Annotated in this window: 22 protein-coding genes and 2 tRNA genes; 10 read left to right on the plus strand and 14 right to left on the minus strand. The window is 69.1% G+C overall.

Going from position 1 to position 22,986, the window contains the following annotated elements:
- Positions 1-19: 19 nt before the first annotated feature.
- On the minus strand, positions 20-490 hold the full coding sequence (locus tag ACQG07_RS00490; RefSeq protein WP_064293656.1) for a peroxiredoxin: 471 nt from the start codon (positions 488-490) through the stop codon (positions 20-22).
- Positions 491-731: 241 nt separating this feature from the next.
- Between ACQG07_RS00490 and aceE the strand changes: the two genes are divergently transcribed.
- The 6 genes from aceE to ACQG07_RS00520 all read left to right on the plus strand — a co-directional run bounded on the left by aceE (position 732) and on the right by ACQG07_RS00520 (position 8,466).
- Positions 732-3,458, plus strand: coding sequence for a pyruvate dehydrogenase (acetyl-transferring), homodimeric type (aceE, locus tag ACQG07_RS00495; RefSeq protein ID WP_426736869.1), 2,727 nt, complete (start codon positions 732-734; stop codon positions 3,456-3,458).
- Between the two features lie 16 nt (positions 3,459-3,474).
- Positions 3,475-4,719, plus strand: a complete 1,245-nt coding sequence (locus ACQG07_RS00500) for a PucR family transcriptional regulator (RefSeq protein ID WP_175484370.1) — start codon at positions 3,475-3,477, stop codon at positions 4,717-4,719.
- 112 nt (positions 4,720-4,831) lie between these two features.
- Complete coding sequence (locus ACQG07_RS00505) at positions 4,832-5,755, plus strand: ACP S-malonyltransferase (RefSeq protein ID WP_085510735.1); 924 nt, start codon at positions 4,832-4,834, stop codon at positions 5,753-5,755.
- A 20-nt stretch (positions 5,756-5,775) separates the two neighbouring features.
- Positions 5,776-6,780, plus strand: coding sequence for a beta-ketoacyl-ACP synthase III (locus ACQG07_RS00510; RefSeq protein ID WP_426736870.1), 1,005 nt, complete (start codon positions 5,776-5,778; stop codon positions 6,778-6,780).
- Between the two features lie 59 nt (positions 6,781-6,839).
- Positions 6,840-7,088 (plus strand): acyl carrier protein, encoded by a 249-nt coding sequence (locus tag ACQG07_RS00515; RefSeq protein ID WP_056006457.1) that lies wholly within the window; start codon positions 6,840-6,842, stop codon positions 7,086-7,088.
- 139 nt (positions 7,089-7,227) lie between these two features.
- Complete coding sequence (locus ACQG07_RS00520; protein WP_071260783.1) at positions 7,228-8,466, plus strand: beta-ketoacyl-[acyl-carrier-protein] synthase family protein; 1,239 nt, start codon at positions 7,228-7,230, stop codon at positions 8,464-8,466.
- A 199-nt stretch (positions 8,467-8,665) separates the two neighbouring features.
- Here the strand turns inward: ACQG07_RS00520 and ACQG07_RS00525 are convergent, their stop codons facing one another.
- Positions 8,666-9,169 carry a DUF3145 domain-containing protein gene (locus ACQG07_RS00525; protein WP_064293650.1) on the minus strand — a complete coding sequence of 168 codons (504 nt, stop codon included), beginning with the start codon at positions 9,167-9,169 and terminating at the stop codon, positions 8,666-8,668.
- Positions 9,170-9,319: 150 nt separating this feature from the next.
- Here ACQG07_RS00525 and ACQG07_RS00530 point away from each other — a divergent pair, with 150 nt between their 5' ends.
- Positions 9,320-10,288 (plus strand): ROK family protein, encoded by a 969-nt coding sequence (locus tag ACQG07_RS00530; protein WP_426736872.1) that lies wholly within the window; start codon positions 9,320-9,322, stop codon positions 10,286-10,288.
- Positions 10,289-10,408: 120 nt separating this feature from the next.
- Here ACQG07_RS00530 and ACQG07_RS00535 read toward each other — a convergent pair.
- The 3 genes from ACQG07_RS00535 to ACQG07_RS00545 form a co-directional block, all read right to left on the minus strand.
- Positions 10,409-10,483: transfer RNA gene (locus ACQG07_RS00535), tRNA-Ile, on the minus strand.
- Positions 10,484-10,523: 40 nt separating this feature from the next.
- Positions 10,524-11,804 (minus strand): glycosyltransferase, encoded by a 1,281-nt coding sequence (locus ACQG07_RS00540; RefSeq protein WP_426736873.1) that lies wholly within the window; start codon positions 11,802-11,804, stop codon positions 10,524-10,526.
- Between the two features lie 123 nt (positions 11,805-11,927).
- A complete protein-coding gene (locus tag ACQG07_RS00545; RefSeq protein WP_426736874.1) occupies positions 11,928-12,908 on the minus strand; it encodes a DMT family transporter in 981 nt (326 codons plus the stop codon).
- 70 nt (positions 12,909-12,978) lie between these two features.
- On the opposite strand from ACQG07_RS00545, the gene def reads away from it, so the two are divergent.
- Positions 12,979-13,545, plus strand: a complete 567-nt coding sequence (def, locus tag ACQG07_RS00550; RefSeq protein WP_274499826.1) for a peptide deformylase — start codon at positions 12,979-12,981, stop codon at positions 13,543-13,545.
- Positions 13,546-13,744: 199 nt separating this feature from the next.
- On the opposite strand, the gene ACQG07_RS00555 is transcribed toward def, so the two are convergent.
- From ACQG07_RS00555 to dusB, 5 genes are all read right to left on the minus strand, one after another.
- A tRNA-Asn gene (locus ACQG07_RS00555) sits at positions 13,745-13,817 on the minus strand.
- Between the two features lie 94 nt (positions 13,818-13,911).
- Entirely contained in the window at positions 13,912-14,760 is an 849-nt protein-coding gene (locus ACQG07_RS00560; protein WP_071260793.1) for an ATP-binding cassette domain-containing protein, read from the minus strand.
- A gap of 102 nt (positions 14,761-14,862) precedes the next feature.
- Positions 14,863-16,737, minus strand: coding sequence for a DNA primase (gene dnaG, locus ACQG07_RS00565; RefSeq protein ID WP_426736875.1), 1,875 nt, complete (start codon positions 16,735-16,737; stop codon positions 14,863-14,865).
- 88 nt (positions 16,738-16,825) lie between these two features.
- A complete protein-coding gene (locus ACQG07_RS00570) occupies positions 16,826-18,073 on the minus strand; it encodes a deoxyguanosinetriphosphate triphosphohydrolase (protein WP_085511054.1) in 1,248 nt (415 codons plus the stop codon).
- 25 nt (positions 18,074-18,098) lie between these two features.
- Positions 18,099-19,259: a tRNA dihydrouridine synthase DusB gene (gene dusB, locus ACQG07_RS00575; protein ID WP_079705764.1), complete on the minus strand. Its 1,161-nt coding sequence runs from the start codon at positions 19,257-19,259 to the stop codon at positions 18,099-18,101.
- 51 nt (positions 19,260-19,310) lie between these two features.
- Between dusB and ACQG07_RS00580 the strand changes: the two genes are divergently transcribed.
- On the plus strand, positions 19,311-19,829 hold the full coding sequence (locus tag ACQG07_RS00580; protein WP_426736876.1) for an aminoacyl-tRNA deacylase: 519 nt from the start codon (positions 19,311-19,313) through the stop codon (positions 19,827-19,829).
- Here ACQG07_RS00580 and ACQG07_RS00585 read toward each other — a convergent pair.
- From ACQG07_RS00585 to recO, 4 genes are read right to left on the minus strand one after another with little or no spacing between them, the layout of a single operon-like run.
- A complete protein-coding gene (locus ACQG07_RS00585; RefSeq protein WP_192005047.1) occupies positions 19,820-19,969 on the minus strand; it encodes a hypothetical protein in 150 nt (49 codons plus the stop codon). The genes ACQG07_RS00580 and ACQG07_RS00585 overlap by 10 nt on opposite strands.
- A complete protein-coding gene (locus ACQG07_RS00590; RefSeq protein WP_426736877.1) occupies positions 19,966-20,646 on the minus strand; it encodes a DsbA family oxidoreductase in 681 nt (226 codons plus the stop codon). The genes ACQG07_RS00585 and ACQG07_RS00590 overlap by 4 nt, the downstream gene beginning before the upstream one ends.
- Positions 20,647-20,674: 28 nt before the next feature.
- A complete protein-coding gene (locus tag ACQG07_RS00595; RefSeq protein WP_426736878.1) occupies positions 20,675-21,496 on the minus strand; it encodes an isoprenyl transferase in 822 nt (273 codons plus the stop codon).
- Positions 21,493-22,230: a DNA repair protein RecO gene (gene recO, locus ACQG07_RS00600; protein ID WP_079705761.1), complete on the minus strand. Its 738-nt coding sequence runs from the start codon at positions 22,228-22,230 to the stop codon at positions 21,493-21,495. The genes ACQG07_RS00595 and recO overlap by 4 nt, the downstream gene beginning before the upstream one ends.
- An 83-nt stretch (positions 22,231-22,313) precedes the next feature.
- Between recO and ACQG07_RS00605 the strand changes: the two genes are divergently transcribed.
- Positions 22,314-22,982: a trimeric intracellular cation channel family protein gene (locus ACQG07_RS00605; RefSeq protein ID WP_079705760.1), complete on the plus strand. Its 669-nt coding sequence runs from the start codon at positions 22,314-22,316 to the stop codon at positions 22,980-22,982.
- Positions 22,983-22,986: the final 4 nt, after the last annotated feature.

Raw genomic sequence — 22,986 nt, forward strand, 5'->3', positions numbered from 1 at the left:
GACCAGAGCGAGCCCCGGCTCAGGCCGGCTGACGCAGCTCTTCGAGCGCGGCGCGGTAGGCCGCGAGCGAGCGGGCTTCGCCCGGTGCCGTGATGAAGCTCTCACGGATGATGCCCTGCTGGTCGATGAGGAAGGTCGCACGGTTCGCGAACCCCTTCTCCTGCAGGAACACCCCGTACTCCTTGGCGACCTGGCCGTGCGGCCAGAAGTCGGCGAGCAGCTGGAAGCCGTACTGCTCCTGCTCCGCCCACGCGCGCAGCGTGTGCTTCGAGTCGACGGAGATGCCGACGAGCGTGACCTGGTCGTCCGTGAACAGGCTGAGGTTGTCGCGCAACTCGCACAGCTCCCCCGTGCAGGTACCGGAGAACGCCAGCGGGAAGAAGACGAGGGCGACAGCCGAACTGCCGCGGAACTGACTCAACCTGACGAGTTCACCGAACTGGTTCGCCAGTTCGAAGTCGGGTGCCAGGGTGTCGTTCTCGAGTGCCATGAGGGTCCTTTCAGGCGGGTTCGCCTGCTCCGGATCGCCCGAGCGGTGGACGGGTCCGATCCGGTCACACATCCTAACCCCGCACCGCAGCTGCACAAACCCGGAGGGGTGCGCCGCTCGGTCACCGTTCCCTGGGGTGACCGGATAGGGTGAAAGGTGGCGCCCGCGTCCATACCCATCAGGACGCATGGAGTTCACCATCACAACCCAGGCACGATCTGCCACGAGAGAAAGGTCGACGGTGACTGTTCACGACCAGGATCCATACTCGTCCAACCACGTAGACGCCGATCCTGAGGAGACGTCCGAGTGGAATGAGTCCCTCGACGCCCTCGTCGACGAACGTGGCCGCGGCCGCGGCCGCGACATCATGCTGAGCCTCCTGAAGCGCTCGAAGGAGCTGCACCTCGGCGTGCCGATGGTGCCGACCACCGACTACATCAACACCATCGCCTCGGAGAACGAGCCCGACTTCCCGGGCGACGAGGACATCGAACGCCGGTACCGCGCCTGGATCCGCTGGAACGCGGCCATGACCGTGCACCGCGCGCAGCGCCCCGGCATCGGTGTTGGCGGACACATCTCCACCTACGCGTCGTCGGCCGCGCTCTACGAGGTCGGCTTCAACCACTTCTTCCGCGGCCAGGACGCCCCGGGCGGTGGCGACCAGATCTACATCCAGGGCCACGCCTCCCCCGGCACCTACGCCCGCGCCTTCCTCGAGGGACGCCTCAGCACCGACCAGCTCGACGGCTTCCGCCAGGAGAAGTCGCACGCACCGCACGGGCTCTCCTCGTACCCCCACCCGCGCCTCATGCCGGACTTCTGGCAGTTCCCGACGGTCTCCATGGGCCTCGGCCCGATCAACGCGATCTACCAGGCGCACCTCGCCAAGTACGTCACGAACCGTGGCATCAAGGACGCCAGCGACCAGCAGGTCTGGGCGTTCCTCGGCGACGGCGAGATGGACGAGGTCGAGAGCCGCGGTCAGCTCCAGGTCGCCGCGAACGAGGGCCTCGACAACCTCAACTTCGTGATCAACTGCAACCTGCAGCGCCTCGACGGCCCCGTCCGCGGCAACGGCAAGATCATCCAGGAGCTCGAGAGCTTCTTCCGCGGCGCCGGCTGGAACGTCATCAAGGTCATCTGGGGCCGCGAGTGGGACGACCTCCTCAACGGCGACACCGACGGCGCGCTCCTCAACCTCATGAACGTCACGCCCGACGGCGACTTCCAGACGTACAAGACGGAGGACGGCGCCTACGTCCGCGAGAACTTCTTCGGCCGCGACGAGCGTGCCCTGAAGCTCGTCGAGGGCTACACCGACGACGAGGTCTGGAACCTCAAGCGCGGCGGCCACGACTACCGCAAGGTCTACGCGGCGTTCAAGGCGGCCAGCGAGCACAAGGGCCAGCCGACGGTCATCCTCGCGCACACGATCAAGGGCTACGGCCTCGGCCCGAGCTTCGAGGGCCGCAACGCGACCCACCAGATGAAGAAGATGACGCTCGACAACCTGAAGACCTTCAGGGACACGATGCGCATCCCGATCACCGACTCGCAGCTCGAAGAGAACCCCTACCTCCCGCCCTACTACCACCCGGGCGAGAACGACGAGGCGATCCAGTACCTGCACGAGCGTCGCCGCGCACTCGGCGGCTACGTCCCCGAGCGTCGCAGCAAGTACACGCAGCTGAACCTGCCCGACGACTCCGCGTACGCGGCAGCGAAGAAGGGCTCCGGAACGCAGGAGATCGCCACCACCATGGCGTTCGTCCGACTGCTGAAGGACCTCCTCCGCGCCAAGGACTTCGGCAACCGGATCGTCCCGATCATCCCCGACGAGGCACGCACCTTCGGTATGGACGCGTTCTTCCCGAGCGCGAAGATCTACAACCCGAACGGTCAGCACTACACCTCGGTGGACCGCGAACTGCTGCTCGCCTACAAGGAAAGCCCGCAGGGTCAGATCGTGCACGTGGGCATCAACGAGGCGGGCGCCGTCGCGGCCTTCTCCGCGATCGGAACCTCGTACTCGGTGCAGGGCGAGCCACTCATCCCGGTCTACGTCTTCTACTCGATGTTCGGCTTCCAGCGCACCGCCGACGCCATCTGGGCTGCCGGCGACCAGATGACCCGTGGCTTCATGATCGGCGCCACGGCCGGTCGCACGACGCTCACGGGTGAGGGCCTCCAGCACGCCGACGGCCACTCGCTGCTGCTCTCGTCGTCGAACCCGGCGGTCGTCAGCTACGACCCGGCCTACGGCTACGAGATCGCGCACATCGTGCGCAGCGGTATCCAGCGCATGTACGGCGGCGAGCACGAGGACCCGAACGTCATGTACTACCTCACGGTGTACAACGAGCCGATGGTCATGCCCGTCGAGCCCGAGGGCGTGGACGTCGACGGCATCGTGCGCGGTATCCACCGCATCAGTACGAGCGACAAGCAGGGCCCGAAGGCTCAGCTCATGGCCTCCGGTGTCGCGGTCCCGTGGGCGATCGAGGCGCAGCAGCTGCTCGCCGACGACTGGGGCGTCTCCGCAGACGTCTGGAGCGTCACGAGCTGGACCGAGCTCCGTCGCGACGGTCTCGCCGCCGACCAGCACAACTTCCTGCACCCGCAGGAGGAGCGTCGTGTGCCCTACGTCACGGAGAAGCTGAGCGGTGCCGCAGGTCCGTTCGTCGCCGTGACCGACCACATGCACGCCGTGCCGGACCAGATCCGACAGTTCGTGCCTGGCGACTTCGCGACGCTGGGGGCCGACGACTTCGGCTTCTCCGACACGCGCGCCGCTGCCCGTCGCTTCTTCAAGATCGACGGCCCGTCGCTCGTCGTCCGCACCCTCCAGCAGCTCGCTGCTCGGGGTGAGGTCGATGCGAGCCTCCCGCAGCAGGCGATCGACCGCTACCGCCTCCACGACGTGAACGCCGGCAACACCGGTAACGCGGGTGGCGAGAGCTGATTCCAGCGCTACCACGGTGACGAAGACGAAGACGAAGGCCGAGACACTCGACTGGCTCCGCCGGATCTCGGGTGAGCTCGCGACCGCGACGCTCAAACGCCTCGAGGACACCCTTCCCTGGTACGCCGAGATGCCACCAGGCCGCCGCTCAGCGGTCGGCCTGGTGGCCCAGGCGGGCATCAGTTCGTTCATCTCGTGGTTCGACGATCCCCGGTCGACGCCGTGGATCGCCGCCGACGTGTTCGGGGCGGCTCCTCGCGAGCTGCTCCGTTCCGTCAGCCTGCAGCAGACGCTGCAACTCATCAAGGTGACCGTCGAGGTCGTCGAGGAACGCGTCGCGTCCGGAAGCGTCGACCTCCGCGAGGCGATCCTCCTCTACTCACGCGACATCGCGTTCGCCTCGGCCGACGTGTACGCCCGTGCGGCCGAAGCCCGCGGACTCTGGGACGCCCGCCTCGAGGCCCTCGTCGTCGACTCGATCCTCAGTGGCGAGGCCGACGACGAGCTCCCCAGCCGGATCGCCGCCCTCGGGTGGCACGGGCACGGTGAGGCCTGCGTCCTGGTCGGGACGACCCCACGGGTGCTCGATGTCGACATGCTCCGCCGGACCGCCCGACACCTCGACGCCGACGTGCTCATCGGCGTCCAGGGCAACCGGCTCGTGCTCGTCCTGGGTCGCGCTGAGCTGCCCAGCACCGAGCCCGGAGACGGCGAGCCCGTCGACGAGGCGGAACAGGCCGCCGCAGACGCCCGCACCAGCTCACAACTCACCTTCCTCGACATCGCCGCCAAGCTCGAGCACGGCTTCGGGCCGGGGCACCTGGTGCTCGGTCACGCCGTGCCATCCCTCATCGAGGCGTCGCGCAGCGCGAAGGCAGCCCTTGCCGGCTTCGCAGTGGCGAAGTCCTGGCGCCACGCGCCACGTCCGGTCGCCGCGGACGACCTCCTTCCGGAGCGCGCCCTCGCCGGCGACAACCTCGCGAAGACCACGCTCATCGAGCGGGTCTACCGCCCGCTCAAGGACTACTCCGGCGAGCTCGTGACGACGCTCTGGTGCTACCTCGACAACGGCCGCTCGCTCGAAGCGACGGCGCGCGAGCTCTTCGTGCACCCCAACACGGTCCGGTACCGCCTCAAGCGGGTCTCCGAGGTCATCGGCTGGGACGCGACCGGTGCCCGCGAGTCGCTCATCCTGCAAGCGGCCCTCATCCTCGGTGCCATCGCTGAGCCCGAGCCGTCCCGACGTCGGCTGACCTCCTGACGCTGGCAGGGCCGTTCGACCGGTCGGTTTTGTGGAGTCCACACAACACATTTTCCAAAGGTTCGTGGTGTTGCTCCACTGCTGGGCGTCCTCCGGTTGGCAGACTAGAGCGGTGATCGTCATCGCCTGCCCTGGACAGGGCTCCCAAACCCCCGGCTTCCTCGACCCCTGGTTGCAGGACGCCTCCGCGAAGGACGCGCTCGCGCGCTTCTCCGACGAAGCCGGACTCGACCTCGTCAAGCACGGCACCGTCTCCGACGCCGACACCATCCGCGACACCGCGGTGGCCCAGCCGCTCATCGTCGCGGCCGGCATCGTCGCCTTGGACGCCCTGCGGAAGGCCCTCCCCGCCGACGCCGCGCCGTTCGGCGGCATCGCCGGACACTCCGTCGGCGAGATCACCGCGGCCTACGGCGCCGGCATCCTCTCGGACAGCGACGCGATGAGCTTCGTGAGCGAACGCGCCGTGGCAATGGCCGAAGCCGCAGCCACCACCCCGACGGGCATGAGTGCCGTCCTCGGTGGCGACCAGGACGCCGTCGTCGCGCACGTCCGTTCCTTCGGGCTGGAGCCCGCCAACTACAACGGCGGCGGCCAGATCGTCGTCGCCGGCGCGCATGACGCCCTCGCCCGCCTCGCCGACGAGCCGCTCAAGGGCACGCGGGTGATCCCGCTGCAGGTCGCAGGCGCCTTCCACACGAGCTACATGCAGTCGGCCCGCGACTGGCTGGCGGGGGCGAGCCGCACGGTCGAGCCCCAGGACCCGACGCTCCGCATCTGGACGAACCACGACGGCACCGAGGTCACCTCGGGTACGGCGTTCTTCGACCTCCTCATCGGTCAGGTCGCCTCCCCGGTACGCTGGGACCTGTGCATGGACGCGTTCAGCGCCGCAGGGATCACCGGACTCATCGAGCTCGCCCCCGCCGGGGCGCTCACCGGACTCGCACGTCGCGGCCTGAAGGGCGTGCCGACGGTCGCCATCAAGACCCCCGACGACCTGCCGGCAGCCCTCGACCTCATCGCCCAGCAGTAGCGCAGACGGAGAACCAGTCAATGACCACCCCCACCCTCAAGCAGTCGCGCGGTTCCGAGTTCACCCGCATCCTCGGCCTCGGCGCAGCTCGCGGAGACCTCAGCGTCCCGAACGACGACCTCGTCGGTCCGATCAATTCGTCCGACGAGTGGATCCAGCAGCGCACCGGAATCGTCACCCGCACGCGGGCGTCGGCCGACGTCAGCGCCGTCGACCTCGCAGCCGAAGCCGGCGCCGAGGCCATCGCGGCCGCGGGCATCTCGCCCGAGCAGGTCGACCTCGTCCTCATCGCGACGATCAGCAACGTCCAGCAGTCCCCGTCGATGGCGGCCGTCGTGGCCGACCGCGTCGGAGCGAACCCCGCTGCCGCCTACGACCTCAACGCCGCATGTGCCGGATACGCCTACGCGATCGCCCAGGCCGATGCCCTCATCCGATCGGGCGCGGCCCACTACGCGCTCGTCATCGGCGCCGAGAAGCTGTCCGACATCGTCGACCCGACCGACCGGTCGATCTCGTTCCTCCTCGGCGACGGTGCAGGCGCGGCCGTCGTCGGTCCGAGCGACTTCCCCGGGATCTCCCCCACCGTGTGGGGATCCGACGGCTCGAAGGCCGACGCCGTCGGCATGAGCGGCACGCTCACCGAGTTCCGCGACGGCACGGCCGCCTGGCCGACCTTGCGCCAGGAGGGCCAGACGGTCTTCCGGTGGGCGGTCTGGGAGATGGCCAAGGTCGCCAAGCAGGCGCTGGAGGAAGCGGGCGTCGAAGCCTCCGACCTCGCTGCCTTCATCCCCCACCAGGCCAACATGCGCATCGTCGACGAGTTCGCCAAGCAGCTCAAGCTGCCGGAGACCGTCGTCATCGCGCGTGACATCGAGACCACCGGCAACACCTCGGCGGCATCCATCCCGCTCGCCACCCACCGGCTCCTCCAGGGGCACCCCGAGCTCAGCGGCGGCCTCGCCCTGCAGATCGGATTCGGTGCCGGACTGGTCTTCGGCGCTCAGGTCGTCGTCCTGCCGTAGCAGGACGCCCGACGCGACTACACTCGACTACGGTCAAACCTCACCCAAGGAGTAGAACAATGGCACTGTCCACCGAAGAAGTCCTCGCCGGCCTGGCCGAGCTGATCAACGACGAGACCGGCATCGCGACCGACACCGTCGAGCTGGACAAGTCGTTCACCGACGACCTCGACATCGACTCGATCTCCATGATGACCATCGTCGTCAACGCGGAGGAGAAGTTCGACGTGAAGATCCCGGACGAAGAAGTCAAGAACCTGAAGACCGTCGGCGACGCCGTCGACTTCATCGTCAAGGCTCAGGGCTAGTCCCAGCGCAGTGCTGAAGGGTCGGCCGGCAGTTGGCCGACCGGCCCTTCAGCGTTCGAGGCGGCTCGTCCGTCCGGACACGGGCTCGACCGCCGCAGGGCTCGGACCCCCTCGTCGTCTCCACAGAAGGTTTGACTGAATGACCACCAAACGCATCGTCATCACCGGCATCGGTGCCACCACTCCCCTCGGCGGCAACGCCACCGACTCCTGGGACAACCTCCTCGCCGGCAAGAGCGGTGCGAGCCGTCTCGAGCAGCCATGGGCCGAAGAGCTCGAGCTGCCCGTACGCTTCGCCGCGCAGGCCGCCGTCCCCACCGCGGACATCCTCGACCGTCGTGAGGTCAAGCGCCTCGACCCGTCGAGCCAGTTCGCCCTGATCGCCGCGCGCGAGGCCTGGCAGGACGCCGGCGCCCCCGAGGTCGACCCGGAGCGACTCCTCGTCGACTGGGCCACCGGCATCGGCGGCGTGTGGACGCTCCTCGACGCCTGGGACACCCTGCGCGAGAAGGGCCCCCGCCGCGTCCTGCCCATGACCGTCCCGATGCTCATGCCGAACGGCCCGGCAGCGGCGATCGGCATGGACCTCGGTGCCCGAGGCGGAGAGCGCACCGTCGTCTCCGCTTGTGCGTCAAGCACCGAGTCGCTCGCCAACGCATACGACCACCTCCAGGCCGGCCTCGCCGACATCGTCGTGGCCGGTGGCTCCGAAGCCGCCATCCACCCGCTCCCGCTCGCGTCCTTCGCAGCGATGCAGGCGTTGTCCAAGCGCAACGACGACCCCGCCATCGCCTCGCGTCCCTACGACGTCGACCGCGACGGATTCGTCCTCGGTGAGGGCGCGGCAGCGCTCATCGTCGAGACCGAGGAGCACGCCAAGGCCCGTGGCGCCCGCATCTACGCCGAGCTCCTCGGTGGTGCGGTGACGAGCGACGCGTACCACATCACGGCTCCCGATCCCGAGGGTTCGGCAGCTGCCCGCGCCATGCGTGCAGCCGTCGAGAACGGTGGCGCGTCGCTCGACGACGTCGTGCACGTCAATGCACACGCCACGAGCACGCCCGTCGGCGACATCGCGGAGTACAACGCGCTGCGTCGGGTCTTCGGCGCCCACCTCGACGACATCGCCGTGACGGCCACGAAGGCGTCGACCGGCCACCTCCTCGGCGGCGCGGGTGCCATCGAAGCGGCCTACACGGCGCTCGCCCTGCACCACCGGGTCATCCCGCCGACCATCAACCTCGACAACCAGGACCCGGAGATCCCGCTCGACGTCGTCACGACGCCGCGCGAGCTCGGGTCCGGCGACCTGCTCGCCATCAGCAACTCGTTCGGGTTCGGCGGCCACAACGCGGTCGTCGCGTTCCGGAGCTACTGAGCCCCTCGCGACGGAGACGACGACGGGTCGTGGTGCATGCACCACGACCCGTCGTCGTCTACTGACCAGGGTGCCGCCGTTTCGTCACCTCGTGTCTGCCGGGAGTGTCACCGACCTCGCACGGTCCACGCCACGTGGGCACCCTGTCGTCTGTGAAGTTGTCTCGCGTGCGCGGTGCCGCCGCGTCGGCGGGGCCGGATCAGCCCACGTTGTGCAGCCAGATGACGGAGGACCCGTCGCCGGCGTGACGGAACGGCTCGAGTTCGTCGTCCCACGGCTGTCCGAGCGCCACGCGGAGTTCGCGCTGGAGTTCGGCGGCGTTCCCGGCGCCGACCTCCATGGCGTACCGGATGCGATCCTCCGGGACGACGACGTTGCCGATGCTGTCGGTCTGTGCGTAGAAGATCCCGAGGTCGGGCGTGTGCATCCACCGAGCACCGTCGACACCCTGGGCCGGGTCTTCACTCACCTCGTAGCGGAGGTGCTCCCAGCCGCGCAGGGCTGAGGCGAGTGCGGCTCCGGTGCCGTGCGGGCCTTCCCAGAAGACCTCGGCGCGCTGCGCACCACGGAGGATCGGCTGGTCTTCCCAGTCGAAACTGATGGCACGACCAAGAGCGCGACCTGCCGCCCACTCGAGGTGCGGGCAGAGCGCGCGAGGCGACGAGTGCACGAACAGCACACCCTTCGTCATCGGTGTCGACATGATTCCTCCACTGCGTCCGGGTGCGTCTTCCCCAACGACCCATGCAGTGTGATCCATGTCGGTGTCCGGCTGACCGGACCTCCGTGTATGCAGTTGTTCGACTCGCGCCGATACGAGCATTATGCCCCATGACCTGGAGGAATGACAACCGTGTCGTTCCCAGTACGCTGGATCGGGAGCCGGCCCGGACTGACGGCCCTCGAGGATGGAGCGGTGATGCACGAGGCCCTCGCGATCGACATCGGCGGTACGAAGGTCGAAACGGCCATCGTCGACGCCGAGGGGCGGATCCGGCCTGGCACTCGGTTCCGCGGTCCGACGGGCGCCGCGGCCACCCGCGAGGAGCTCGTGGCGTCGATCCTCCAGACCGCCGAACAGAGCGTCGCGGCCCATGGCGGGCCGGTGTCCGGTGTCGGAATCGGTTCGGCGGGCCCCATCGGCAGGGCCGACGGCACCGTCTCGCCGATCAACCTCCCCCGACTCGCCGACTTCCCCGTCGTGGCTGAGCTCCGGCGCTTCACGTCCGGTCCGGTGGAACTCCGACTCGACGGCACCTGCATCGCCCTGGCCGAGCACTGGCAGGGCGCGCTCCGCGGAACCGAGAACAGCATGGGCATCGTCGTCTCGACCGGGATCGGTGGCGGGATCATCCTCGGATCCCGACTCGTCCCGGGCACCTCGGGCAACGCCGGCCACCTCGGACAGATGCAACTCCGCCGACGCGAACCGGATGCTGTCGGCACACCCTGGACCTTGGAGGGCATCGCGTCAGGCACCGCGACGGTCGCCTGGGCGCGCGCCCAGGGATGGACCGGCACGACGGGCGAACAGCTCGGGGCCGACTACGCAGCTGGAACGGAGATCGCGATCCGCGCCGTCCGACGTTCCGCCGAGGCCGTCGGCGAAGCCCTCTGCAGCATCACGACCCTGCTCGACCTGGAACGCGTCGCGATCGGAGGCGGCTTCTCGCGGGTCTCCCCCGACTACCTCGACCTCGTCCAGAAGGCTGCGACCGCGGCTGCGCTGCACGCCTACGCCCGTGAGCTGCGCGTGGTCCCGTCCGGCCTCGACGCCGACGGCCCGCTCGTCGGTGCCGCCGCTCTCGTCCTCGCGGACTGACGGGCCCTGAGCCACGGCATCCCGGTCCCTGAGCCGCCCCGTCCCGGTCCCTGAGCCTGTCGAAGGGCGCCCTTCGACAAGCTCAGTGACCGGAACCAAGGCTCATGGGCCGGATCTCGGTAGGGCGGGTGGGACTTGAACCCACGCATCGTTCGGTTATGAGCCGAATGCCTTCACCAGCTTGGCTACCGCCCCGTGCGGAACCCAGTGTACCGAGTGGCCCGCCGGGCGGGAGTCAGTCGCGGGATTCCTGGCGGTCTGCGGTCGCCGTGTGACGCTCGGTCGTCGGGTCGACGACCTGCTCGCCGCGGTAGAGCGCTTCGAAGGTGTCGAGCGTGCGCTCGATGTCGTGTGCGGAGACGAGCTCCAACGAGGCGTCCTGCATCCGGCGGTACTCCTCGGGCGAGGCGCTGAGTACCGTCGCGAGCCGCTCGGCCAGGGCGTCGACGTTGCCCGGCTCGAACAGGTATCCGTTGACCTGATCGTGCACGAGGTGGGGCAGCGCCATGGCGTCGGCCGCGACCACCGGGAGACCGGAGGCCATGGCCTCCATCGTCGCGATGCTCTGCAGCTCCGCGATGGACGGCATCGCGAAGACGGTGGCGTTCGTGTAGGCCTGCTTCACCTCATCGTCGGACACCTTGCCGAGGAATCGGACGCGGTCGCCGATGCCGAGCTGCTGGGTCAGCTGCTCGAGGTTCTTCGCCTGGTCGCCGCCACCGATGACGTCGACGTGGGCGTCGAGTTCCTTCGGGAGTTTCGTGAGCGCGCGCAGGAGCACGTCGATCTGCTTCTCGCTCGTGATGCGACCCACGAACAGGATGGTGTTGCGCTTCCGCGGTTCGAACGACGGCGTGTACTGTCCGGCCTCGATCCCGCAGGAGATCGCGTGCACACCGGTCAGGCCCGTGAACTGCTCCAGGAAGTCGGCGGCCTTGCGCGTCGGGGTCGTCACGGCGAAGGCACGATCGAAGACGCGACGGGCGGCAGCCCACTGCGTCCGGACGAGCCACTCCTGGGTGCGCTTGGGGATGACGGTGAAGTCGAGGATGTTGTCGGGCATGATGTGGTTCGTCGCCACCATGCGGATGCCGCGTTGCTCGGCCTCGATCGAGAGACCACGACCGACCACGATGTGCGACTGCAGGTGCACGACTTCGGGCTTCACGCGGTCGAGGATCTTCCGGGCGTTCCGTCGCATCGACCACGGCATCGCGAAGCGCAGCCAGTCGTGCGGGTACCACCGGAGACTGAAGAGGCGATGCGCCGTCATCGTCTGACCCTCGTGGGTCTCCTTCCACGTGCCGAACTTGCGCGAGCCGGCGGGCGCCACGATGTGGACGTCGTGGCCTCGGCGGACGAGTCCGGCCGCGAGGCGTTCGGCGAAGCGTGCGGCGCCGTTCACGTCGGGCGAGAAGGTGTCGGCACCGATGACCACCCGCAACGGCTTGTGGGTGTCGGCGCTCGGCGTCGTGCTGGACGCCTTCGCGAGGTGCTGGTCGTCGGGAGAAGTCAAGGTATCGGTGATTCCTCTGTGCTTGGCCAGTGATGTGAGGGGGTGCGGGCGGTCGCTCACGACCCTGATGCGGCGCGGAACGCCATGCTCAAGCATACCTGCAGCCCGTTCGGGCTCCAGGGCTCAGGCGGGCGCGTCGCCGGTCGCGAGGGCCTTCGCGGCTGCCGCGGCCGCCGGCGTCTGGCTCACCTGCGGGTGATGGCGGGCGAGCTGGAAGACACCCCACACGGCGATCGCGCCGGCCACGACGAAGCCGAAGCCCGCCCAGAACGGGGCGTTGCTCGCCTCCCCCAGCACGATGATGCCGATGCCGACCGCGATCATCGGATCGATGACGGTGAGGCCCGCGATGACCAGATCGGGAGGCCCCGAGGAGTAGGCGGTCTGCACGAAGTAGCCGCCGAGCGCACTCGCGGCGGCGAGGCCGAGCCCGCAGAGGACCGTGAGCCAGTCGAACTCGCCCTGCTGCAGCCGTCCGATGATGACCTTGGCGAGCGTCGCGACGAAGCCGTAGAGCACCCCGGTCCCGACGATGTAGAAGATGGCCGTGAAGCGTGACCGGAACACCATGAAGCCGAGCCCGAACACGACGAGCACGACACCGAGCATCACCAGGATCGTGACGAGTTCGGCCTCGGTGATCCGGTGCTCGCCCGTGAAGACCGCGGCGATCGTCACGAACAGGCCGACGCCGCCGACGCATGCGATGATCGCGACGACCGATCGACGGTTCAACCGGACGCCGCTGATCCTGCTGTTCACCACCGCCGTGATGACGAGCGCGACCGCGCCCAACGGCTGGACGAGGGTGATCGGTGCGAGGGACAGGCTGCCGAGCTGGAGCACGATCGCGAGCCCGAGCATGACCGTTCCGGTCACCCAGGACGGCCGACTGAGCAGCGCCAGGAGCTGAGCGACGTTGAGCCCCGAGGTCGCGTCGGTGCCGCTCGACGACTCGACCTTCGCCACACCCCGGTGCTGCAGCTGCGCACCGAGCGAGAGGAAGACGGCGCCGAGGAGTGCGAACGGGATGCCGAGGAGCTGGGAGGGGTTCTGGGTGAAGTCGTCCGCGAGGTCGGCGATGTCGATGGCGGAGGGGATCACCCGTCGAGGGTACCCCGCGGCCCCGCCGATCCCGGCACGCCAGGCCGAGCCCAGCGGATAGGCTCGAGCAATGGCAATTCTCGAGATCCACGTGACCGGTGACCCGGTGCTCCACTCCGTCGCCCGACCGATCACCACCGTGGACGACGACCTTCGTCGGCTCGTCGCCGACATGTACGAGACCATGGACCTCGCTCCCGGCGTCGGACTCGCGGCCCCGCAGGTCGGCGTCCCGCTCCGCCTCTTCGTCTACAGCTACGAGGACGACGACGGCCAGCCCTGGCGTGGCGTGGCGATCAACCCGGTGCTGTGGATCAGTCCCCCGCCGGTGGGCGAGCTCGACGAGGAGGCCGAGTCGGAGGGCTGCCTCTCCGTCCCCGGCGAGCGGCACCCGCTCCGTCGCGCGGAAGCAGCCATGCTCATCGGGACCGACCTCGAGGGCGACCCCGTCGAGCTGCGGGTCGTCGGCTGGCGCGCACGCATCCTGCAGCACGAGTTCGACCACCTCAACGGCGTGCTCTACGTGGACCGCCTCGAACTGCCGCACTCGCGCCGAGCGGCGAAAGCGATCCGCAAGGCGGGCTGGGGCATCCCCGGGATTTCCTGGCTGCCGGGTCGCGACGACCTCGAGGGCTGAACCAGATCGACGGACACGACGCCGGCACGATCGACACGGCATCACCTCGATAGGCGCAGGGTGTCCGGACATGCAACGAGGCCCGAAGAGTGGAGTCTTCGGGCCTCGTTGTCCAGTCTACGGCGTCCCTGCCGGTTTCGTGAAACCGGCATCAAACGACGAATCCCCCGGTCCGTATGGACCGAGGGATTCTGTGCAGCTCCTCGAGTTGGACTCGAACCAACAACCTATCGATTAACAGTCGATTGCTCTGCCAATTGAGCTATCGAGGAATACGTGCTTCGACCGGCCGGACGAATCCGGCCTCTGCGTTGCAGCGCGTATCTACTGTAGCAAAGGATTCGCAGACTCCAAATCGACACGCGATCAATCGATGCCGACGGCCTCGGGCGTCTCGTACTGGGTCTCCGTGCCGCCCGACTGGGCGAGCGCCGCGAGGAACTCGTGCGGCGGATCGGCGAGCATCGCGTCGATCGGGCCGTAGCCCACGACCCGCGACTGGTGGAGCGCCAGGACGTCGTCGGTGACCTCACGGAGCATCGCGAGGTCGTGTGTCACGACGATGACCGTGCCGCCGTCGCGTCGGAACCCGTCGAGCAACTCGGTCACCGTGTGCCGGACCGTGATGTCGATGCCGGCCGTCGGTTCGTCGGCGATGAACACCTTCGGGCCGAGGACGAGGGCGCGCGCGATGGCGATACGCTGTCGCTGACCACCGCTCAGCTCGTAGGGGTACTTGTCGAGGCTGGAGAGCGGCATCTGCACGGCGTCCAGCAGCGTGGCGACCCGGACGCCGAGGGCCTGCTCGCTGAACTTCTTGTCGCGTGCGAGCACTGGTTCCGAGATGAGCTCCGTGACGGTGAGTTCGGGCTTCAGGTGCGCGCCGGCCTCCTGCTCGAGCAGCGACACCTCGAACGTGAGCTTCGTGAGTTCCCTGCGGCCCACCTTGCGCATGGAGCGACCGAGCGTGCTCGCGTCGCCCCCGGACACGAACGGACGGGAGTCCGCGCCGGTCAGGTGGCGTCCGGACAGCACCCGCAGGAGCGTGCTCTTCCCCGAGCCGGAGCTGCCGATGACCCCGAGCGAGCCGCCGACGGGCAGCTCGAAGCTGATGCCGTCCAGCGCTCGATTGCTCGGACTCACGCCGTGCGCGGCGTAGTCGACGCTCAGATCACTCGCCCGGACCGCCGGTCCGTCCTGCTCTGGGTGCTTCATGAGACCTCTCCTTCCGGTGCACGGGGAGCCACCGGATCGCCATCGAGTGTATCCGGCGATCCCGGCGGGGCCACGTGCCACGCTCGGAGGAGGCGGACCGCGTCAGGCCTCGGCGCGGAGCGCACGCCGTTCCGCCTCGACGTCCGCGAGCTGCCGGGTGATCTCCCGGTGGGACTCGTCGCGGGGGTCGGTGCGACGCAACGACCCGAGCAAAGCCGCCTTGCGACCGAGGAGGTCGCGGTCGATCAACGCCCGCGCGATGTCCCGGACGTAGCTCGGCAGCTTCTCCTCGTTCGTCTCGGGTAGTGGGGACACTCCGAGCTCGCGGACGAGTCCGTCGAAGCCGGGTGGGACCTGTGCGATGACGGTCTCGAGCCAGGCGTTCGTCCCGAGTTGGTCCAGGCTCACACTCATGGCGTCGCGCACCACGGCGAGGGAACTGTTGGCGACCGAGCTCTGGACCGCGCGCTCCAGCATGGGGCGTTCGAGGTGTTGGGGCAGCTGCAGGATCGCACGGAGGGCGTCTTGCTCGAGGCGCGTCGACGGATCCTTGGGCAGGTCGTTGAGCGAGGCCTGCCGCTCGCGCGGCGGCTCGGTAGCTGGTGCGCCAGGGCCCTGCTGGCGGGCGTCTCGGGCGGAGTTCTGCGAGCCTCCTGCGGCGGCACCGCCGGCAGCACGCACGGCGCGGGCCACCTCGTCAAGTTCCATGCCGAGCTGCTTCGCGAGCACCCGGGTGTACCCGGGACGGAGCGAGGGGTCGCGGATCTCGGCGACGACCGGCGCGGCCGCGCGGAGTGCGCCGACGCGGCCCTCGACCGTCTCGAGGTCGAAGCCCGCCAGCGTCCGCCGGATGATGAACTCGAACATCGGCTCGCGGCCGTCGACGAGTTTCCGGATGGCGCCGTCGCCGCGGTTGAGGCGGAGGTCGCAGGGGTCGAGGCCGTCGGAGGACACGGCGACGTACGTCTGGGCCGAGAAGCGCTTCTCCTCGCCGAACGCACGCGTCGCGGCCTTCTGCCCGGCCTCATCAGGGTCGAAGGTGAAGATGACCTCGCCGGTGGCGGAGTCGTCGCCCATGACGCGGCGGATCATCTTGATGTGATCGACCCCGAACGAGGTCCCGCAGGTCGCCACCGCGGTGGTCTCCCCCGCCAGATGGCAGGCCATGACGTCGGTGTACCCCTCGACGACGACGACGCGCTTGCCGCGCGAGATGTCGCGTTTGGCGAGGTCGAGTCCGTAGAGGACCTGCGCCTTGTGGTAGATCGCCGTCTCGGGGGTGTTGAGGTACTTCGGCCCCTTGTCGTCGTCGCGGAGGCGCCGGGCGCCGAAACCGAGCACCTGCCCGGTCGTGTCGCGGATGGGCCAGATGAGGCGTCCGCGGAACCGGTCGTAGACCCCGCGGTCGCCGCTCGACACGAGCCCGGCCGCGAGCATTTCCTCGTCGGAGAATCCGCGATACCGCAGCGCCTTCATGAGGTGGTCCCAGCCGGCAGGCGCGAACCCGATCCCGAAGTGGTCGGCAGCGGCGGCGTCGAAGCCGCGTTCGCCGAGGAACCGCCGCCCGAGGTCGGCGTCGCCGTCGTGGAGCTGCTGCTGGAAGTACTCGGCGGCAGCCTGGTTGGCGGCGAAGAGGCGAGCCCGGTTGCCGTGGTCGACCTTGCCGCCACCCTCCTCGTAGCTGAGCGGGTACCCGATGCGCTGCGCGAGACGTTCCACCGACTCCGCGAACGTCACGTGGTCCATCTTCTGCAGGAAGCTGTAGACGTCGCCGCTCTCGCCACAGCCGAAGCAGTGGTACAGCCCGACCGTGGGGCGCACGTGGAAGCTCGGGCTGCGTTCGTCGTGGAAGGGGCACAAGCCCTTCAGCGAGCCGACGCCGGCGGACTTCAGCGAGACGTAGTCGCCGACGACGTCGCCGATGTTGGTGCGTGCCTTGACCTCTTCAACATCGCTCTGTCGAATCCGTCCGGCCATGCTTCGATCCTAGTCTCGTGCGTCCATCGTCCATCCCTGAGGGCCTCCGCGCAGTGGAGTCGGAGACCCGTCCCCGTGTGGAGGAGCGTCAGGCGCCGACGTGCCGTTCGTGCCAGGAGAGGGCGCTCTGATCGGTCAGGCTCGCGATCTGGTCGACGACGACGCGACGGCGTTCCGCATCGGACCCGGCTGCCCGCCAGTCCGCCGCGAAGCCGACGTCGAGGGCCGACTCGCCGAGCGCGAACACCGCGTCCGACAGTTCGATGAGGATCTCCCGCTGCCGGACGTACAGCGGCTGGCGGGAGTCGCTGTACATCACGAACGCGGCCACGATCCCCTTGAGGAGGGCGATCTCGGCCTGGATGCCGTGGGGCACCACGACGTCAGCCCCGAACCGCACGAGGCTGGCCTGCGGGAAGGCCTCCCGGGTCGCCGCGGTCGCCGCACCGGCGAACCGACCGATCATCTGGCTCGTGAAGTTCTTGAGCCGACCGAGGTCGCGCCGGGAGCCGTCCCAGGCGGTGATCCAGGTGTGCGAGGACTGCAGCCGGTCGAAGGCGGCGGCGAGGTCGTCGTGGGTGAAGTCGTCGCCGGCCCAGGACAGCGCGGTGTCGATGAGGCGGTCGTGTCCTGCGCGCGCATTCAGGAACGCCGGGTCGATGTACTCCCCGACGACGGCGTCCTCGAAGTCGTGCACGGAGTAGGCGATGTCGTCCGCGAGGTCCATGACCTGCGCCTCGACGCAGCGGACGCGCTCGGGAGCGCCGGCTCGCAACCAGCGGAAGGCCGCAGAGTCCTCGTCGAAGAACCCGAACTTGGCCCGGCCACCGGGATCCGGCACCGACTGCGCCGCCGGCCACGGGTACTTGCAGCTGGCGTCGAGGCTCGCGCGGGTGAGGTTCAGACCGTACGGCTCGCCGTCGGGGCCGAAGACCTTGGATTCGAGGCGCGTGAGGATCCGCAGGGTCTGGGCGTTGCCCTCGAACCCGCCGATCGCGGCGGACCAGTCGTTGAGCGCTCGTTCGCCGTTGTGACCGAACGGCGGATGACCGAGGTCGTGCGCGAGGCACGCCGTGTCGACGACGTCCGGAGCGAGGTCCAGGCTGGCAGCCAGCTCGCGACCGACCTGCGCCACCTCGAGGGAGTGCGTCAGTCGGTTCCGGGCGAAGTCGACACCGCTCGTCGGGCTGAGCACCTGGGTCTTGGCGGCGAGTCGCCGCAGGGCGCTGGAGTGCAACAGCCGTGCACGATCGCGCGCGAAGTCGGAGCGTCTCGTCGAGTGGTGCTCGGGCATCCAGCGTTCTTCGTCGTGCAGGGTGTAGCCGTCCCGGTCCATGGAGACGCTCCCCTGCTCGATGATGCTATCCGCCACTGTGGTCCAGTTCCGCTCCCGCGATCTCGGTCTGCTCGTCGGCACCCAGCGACTGCGAGTCGAGCCAGCCGTACGGCAGTGCCGGTCGTTTCGGCGTACCGGCGCGCCCGCGCTGCCCTTCCGCTGCGGCACCCGGGTAGGGGGCCGTCCAGTCGAGGGTCGCGAGCAGCTCGTCGAGCTGGTCGAGCGACTCCACGGTCGCAAGGCTCGCGCGGAGGTCACCGCCGACGGGGTACCCCTTGAAGTACCAGGCGACGTGCTTCCGGATGTCGCGGCAGCCGCGCTCCTCGCTCTCGAAGAACTCGGCCAGGAGCTCGGCGTGACGCCGGAACGCGGCCGCGACGTCGCCCAGGGACGGCTCCGCCTTGCCGCCCTCGCCGGCGAACGCCGAGCTGAGGTCGCCGAAGAGCCAAGGGCGACCGAGGCAACCGCGGCCCACGACGACGCCGTCGCAGCCCGTCTCGTCGACCATCCGGAGGGCGTCCTCGCCCGACCAGATGTCGCCGTTCCCGAGGACCGGCACCGAGGTGACCGTCTCCTTGAGCTTCGTGATCGCCGACCAGTCCGCGTGACCGGAGTAGAACTCGGCGGCGGTCCTGGCGTGCAGCGCGATCGACGCCACGCCGGCGCCCTCGGCGATCCGGCCGGCCTCGAGGTAGGTGAGGTGGTCGGAGTCGATGCCCTTGCGCATCTTGATCGTGAGCGGGACGTCGCCGGCGGCACGGACCGCGCCCTCGACGATGTCGCGGAAGAGCCCGGTCTTCCAGGGCAGCGCCGCTCCCCCGCCCTTGCGGGTGACCTTGGGCACCGGGCAGCCGAAGTTGAGGTCGATGTGGTCGGCGCGATCCTCGGCGACGAGCATGGTGACGGCCTCGGCGACCGTCTTCGGGTCGACGCCGTAGAGCTGGATGGAGCGGAGCGTCTCGCTCTCGTGGTGCTGGATGAGCCGCATGGTCTCCGGCGTGCGTTCGACGAGCGCGCGGGAGGTGATCATCTCGCTGACGTACAGTCCGGCACCGTATTCGCGGCACAGTCGACGGAACGCCGTGTTGGTGATCCCGGCCATGGGGGCGAGCACGACCGGCGAGTCGAGCACGATGGGCCCGATCGCGAGGCTCGGGCGCTGCGAGAGCGTGGTAGGAAGAGACATCACCCTCGATTCTCCCAGATGATCGGCGCTCCCGCGCCCAGTGAGGACCACATGTCAGACGCCGTCCCGCCCGCCGACCTCCAGCCGTCCGGCCGCGAGCGCGTCCGAGCAGCGGCCGCCGCACTCGGTCTCGACGTGGAGCTGGTCGAGCGACCGCCCGCGCGCAGTCTCCACGAGGCTGCGGAGCTGCTCGGCATCGAGCCCGCGGACATCGTCAAGACGATCGTCGTGAAGCGTCGCAGCGGCGACTACCTCTTCGCCCTCGTGCCGGGCGGCCGCAAGATCTCCTGGCCGCCGTTCCGCACGCTGCTCGGGGTGAACAAGCTCGCGATGCCGGACGCGGCGACCGCGTTCCAGGCGACCGGCTACGAGCGCGGCACCATCACGGTCCTCGGTGCGAGCGCTCCACTCCCCGTCTACGCGGACGAGCGCATCCTCGAGCGCGGAGGGCGCATCTCGATCGGCGCCGGCGAGCACGGGTGGAGCGCCTTCGTCGACGCGGCGGAGTACCTCACCGCCATCGGCGCCGTCACCGCGGACCTCACCGAGCCGGAGGACCGTCAGTCCTGAGCCGGCTCCGGCGGGAGCACGAGGCAACTGTCGCCCTCGCAGACGACGGCGTCGCCCCCGAGGAGTCGGAGCGCCGGCCGGACCGTCGCCGGCTGCTGATCATCGACGCTGCGCTCAGGGGACGTCGTCTCCGTGCTCACGCCTGCACCGGCACGGTGCTCGCGCGTTCCGTCCAGACCTGCTCGAGGACCTGCGTGAACGCGGCCGCCTCCTGCGCCCCGGACACCCCGTAGGCGCCGTCGATGACGAAGAACGGGACGCCCTGGATGCCGTACCCCTGTGCCGTCGCCTGGTCCTCGCGGACCGCCTGCGTGTACTGGCCGGATTCCAGCGCCGAGACCACGGCGGACCGGTCGAGCCCCACCTCGACGGCGAGGTCGGCGAGGTCCTCGATGCGACCGACATGACGGCCCTCGGTGAAGTAGGCCCGCAGGAGGCGCTCGGTCATCTCGAGCTGCTTCCCCTCCGCCTTGGCGAAGTGCAGCAGTTCGTGCGCCTTCACCGTGTTCGTGTGCTGGAGGATGCCGAAGTCGTACTCGAGACCGGCGTCCGAGGCGATCCCCGTCACCCGATCGAGCATCTGCTGCACCTGGTCGGCCGGCATGCCCTTGTGCTTCACGAGGAAGTCGATCTCGGTGCCGTCGAAGTCGACCGGGGTGTCGGGTGCCAGCTCGAAGGAGTGGTACTCGACCTCGACCTCGCGTCCGTCGCCGAGCTGCGCGAACTCCGCCGCACCCCGCTCGAACTTGCGCTTGCCGATGTAGCACCACGGGCAGGCGATGTCGGACCAGATGTCGATCTTGATGGGTTCACTCATGTCAGGGCCAACCACCGACACCCGTCGGTCATTCCCCCGAGGGCGCCGGGGCGTCTGGCACGTCGCGCGCCCCGCCGAAACGACGGTCGCGTCCGGCGTACCGTTCGACGGCCTCCCAGAGCTGACGCCGCCCGAAGTCGGGCCAGAGGGTGTCGAGAAAGACCATCTCCGCGTAGGCCGACTGCCACAGCTGGAAGTTGCTGGTGCGCTGCTCTCCGGAGCTCCGGACGAAGAGGTCGACGTCCGGGAGGTCGGGCAGGTAGAGCCGGCTCTGGACGAGACGCTCCGAGACGGCCGACGGCTTGATGCGGCCGGCGGCGACGTCGTCGGCGATGCTGCGCACCGCGTCGACGATCTCGTTGCGACCGCCGTAGTTGACGCACATGGTGAGCGTCAGGCGGTCGTTGTCGCGCGTCAGCTCCTCCGCCGTCTGGAGCTCCTTGATGACCGAGGTCCACAACCGCGGCCGACGCCCCGACCAGCGCACGCGCACGCCCCACTCGTTCAGTTGGTCGCGCCGTCGATGGAGCACCTCGCGGTTGAACCCCATGAGGAAGCGGACCTCATCGGGTGAGCGCTTCCAGTTCTCCGTCGAGAACGCGTACACCGACAGGTGCTTGATCCCGAGTTGCAGGGCACCGGCCACGACGTCGAGGAGTGCGGCCTCGCCCGCCTTGTGCCCTTCGACACGCGTGAGTCCGCGCCGGTTCGCCCACCGGCCGTTGCCGTCCATGACGATCGCGACGTGCGACGGCACCTCATCCTTCGCGAACTCGGGCGGGACCTCCCCTGTCCAGTCGATCGGTTTGAACGGCACCGCGTCGCGGTGGGTGTAGGGCTTCGGGGTCACCCGCGGCTCCGATCCTGTTCGAGGTGCGCGAGCGACCGCAGGCCGCGCTCCAGATGCCATTGCGCATAGGCGGCGGTGAATCCGCTCGCCCGTGAGGCCGTCTGCTCGGCGGCGGCCTCCGCGTACTCCCAGTCGCCGGAGAGCAGTGCTCCGAGGAGCGAGAGGGTGTCGGCGTCGAGCCGAGGGCTCCCCGAGGGCGCGCAGTCGTCGCACACGACCCCGCCGAGCTGCACGACGACGTGCGAGTACTCGCCCTCCGTGCCGCACCGCGAGCAGGCGCCGAAGCTCGGTGCCCAACCGGCGAGCGAGAACGCCCGGAGCAGGTAGGAGTCGAGGGTGAGCCGCGGACCGTGCTCGTGCTTCGAGAGCGACCGCAGGGCGCCGACGAGCAGCAGGTACTGCTGCAGGGAGCCCTCGGACTCCGTCAGACGATCAGCCGCCTCGACCATGGCGCTGGCGGCCGTGTAGCTCCCGTAGTCGGCGCTGATCTCGGCGCCGTACGAGCCGAGCGACTCGGCCTGGGTGATGGTGTCGAGGCTGCGGCCCTCGTAGAACTGGACGTCGGCGACCATGAACGGCTCGAGCCGGGACCCGAACTTCGAGCCCGTGCGACGGACACCCTTCGCGACCGCCCGGATCTTGCCCCTGCTGCGTGAGAGCATGGTGACGATGCGATCGGCCTCGCCGAGCTTGTGGGTCCTCAACACCACCACTTCGTCTCGATATACCGGCACGCATCGATTATCCCGCCTCGCACCGACAACGTGACCCGGGAACCGCCGTCGGGGATCGAAGGAGCGCCTGGAGAGATGAAGCCGTGAACGAGGTCCTCTTCGTCGTTCCGCTGTGGGTCGACCTCTCGGCGGTCGCGATCGGCGCCGTCCAGGGCGCGATGTTCGCGGCCAGATTCCAGGATCGTCAACTCGACTGGCTCGGCGTCGCCATCATCGGCGTCGTCGTCGGACTCGGTGGCGGTCTCATCCGCGACATCCTCCTCGGACAGGTGCCGGCGTCCCTCCAGAACAACTGGTACCTCCCCGTCGCCTCGGGAGCCGCCCTGCTCGGGATGTTCCTCCTGCGCACCATCACGAGGCTCGGGCCGGTCATCATCGGTCTCGACGCCCTGACGATCGGCATGTTCGGAGCGATCGGCTCCACCAAGGCCCTGGCAGCCGGCCTGCCGGTCATCCCGGCGATCTTCGTCGGAACAGTCTCAGCCGTTGGCGGATCGGTGCTCCGCGACGTCATGCTCGGTGTCCCCGTCGCCCTCATGCACGTCGGCTCGCTCTACGCCGTGGCGGCCGCGGTCGGGACCGCCCTCCTCGTCCTCGCCGTGACCTTCGGGGCACCGCTCGGGATCGCGGCCATCGTCGGCGTCTCCTCGACCGCGGTGATCCGCCTCCTGGCCGTCCGGTTCGGGTGGACGTTGCCGGAGCAGCGCCAGATCGGCGGGTGGCGGATCTGGCGCCGCTCGACGCGCGGCTGAGTCG

Source organism: Plantibacter sp. 2H11-2 (assembly GCF_050031945.1).
GTDB classification, from domain to species: Bacteria; Actinomycetota; Actinomycetes; order Actinomycetales; family Microbacteriaceae; genus Plantibacter; species Plantibacter auratus.

Bases quoted from the DNA above. Each gene is read 5' to 3' on its own strand.
- ACQG07_RS00490 (WP_064293656.1), bottom strand. From the start codon at position 490: ATGGCACTCGAGAACGACACCCTGGCACCCGACTTCGAACTGGCGAAC.
- ACQG07_RS00510 (WP_426736870.1), top strand. From the start codon at position 5,776: ATGACCACCCCCACCCTCAAGCAGTCGCGCGGTTCCGAGTTCACCCGC.
- ACQG07_RS00515 (WP_056006457.1), top strand. From the start codon at position 6,840: ATGGCACTGTCCACCGAAGAAGTCCTCGCCGGCCTGGCCGAGCTGATC.
- ACQG07_RS00520 (WP_071260783.1), top strand. From the start codon at position 7,228: ATGACCACCAAACGCATCGTCATCACCGGCATCGGTGCCACCACTCCC.
- ACQG07_RS00525 (WP_064293650.1), bottom strand. From the start codon at position 9,169: ATGTCGACACCGATGACGAAGGGTGTGCTGTTCGTGCACTCGTCGCCT.
- def (WP_274499826.1), top strand. From the start codon at position 12,979: ATGGCAATTCTCGAGATCCACGTGACCGGTGACCCGGTGCTCCACTCC.
- ACQG07_RS00560 (WP_071260793.1), bottom strand. From the start codon at position 14,760: ATGAAGCACCCAGAGCAGGACGGACCGGCGGTCCGGGCGAGTGATCTG.
- dnaG (WP_426736875.1), bottom strand. From the start codon at position 16,737: ATGGCCGGACGGATTCGACAGAGCGATGTTGAAGAGGTCAAGGCACGC.
- ACQG07_RS00570 (WP_085511054.1), bottom strand. From the start codon at position 18,073: ATGGACCGGGACGGCTACACCCTGCACGACGAAGAACGCTGGATGCCC.
- dusB (WP_079705764.1), bottom strand. From the start codon at position 19,259: ATGTCTCTTCCTACCACGCTCTCGCAGCGCCCGAGCCTCGCGATCGGG.
- ACQG07_RS00580 (WP_426736876.1), top strand. From the start codon at position 19,311: ATGTCAGACGCCGTCCCGCCCGCCGACCTCCAGCCGTCCGGCCGCGAG.
- ACQG07_RS00590 (WP_426736877.1), bottom strand. From the start codon at position 20,646: ATGAGTGAACCCATCAAGATCGACATCTGGTCCGACATCGCCTGCCCG.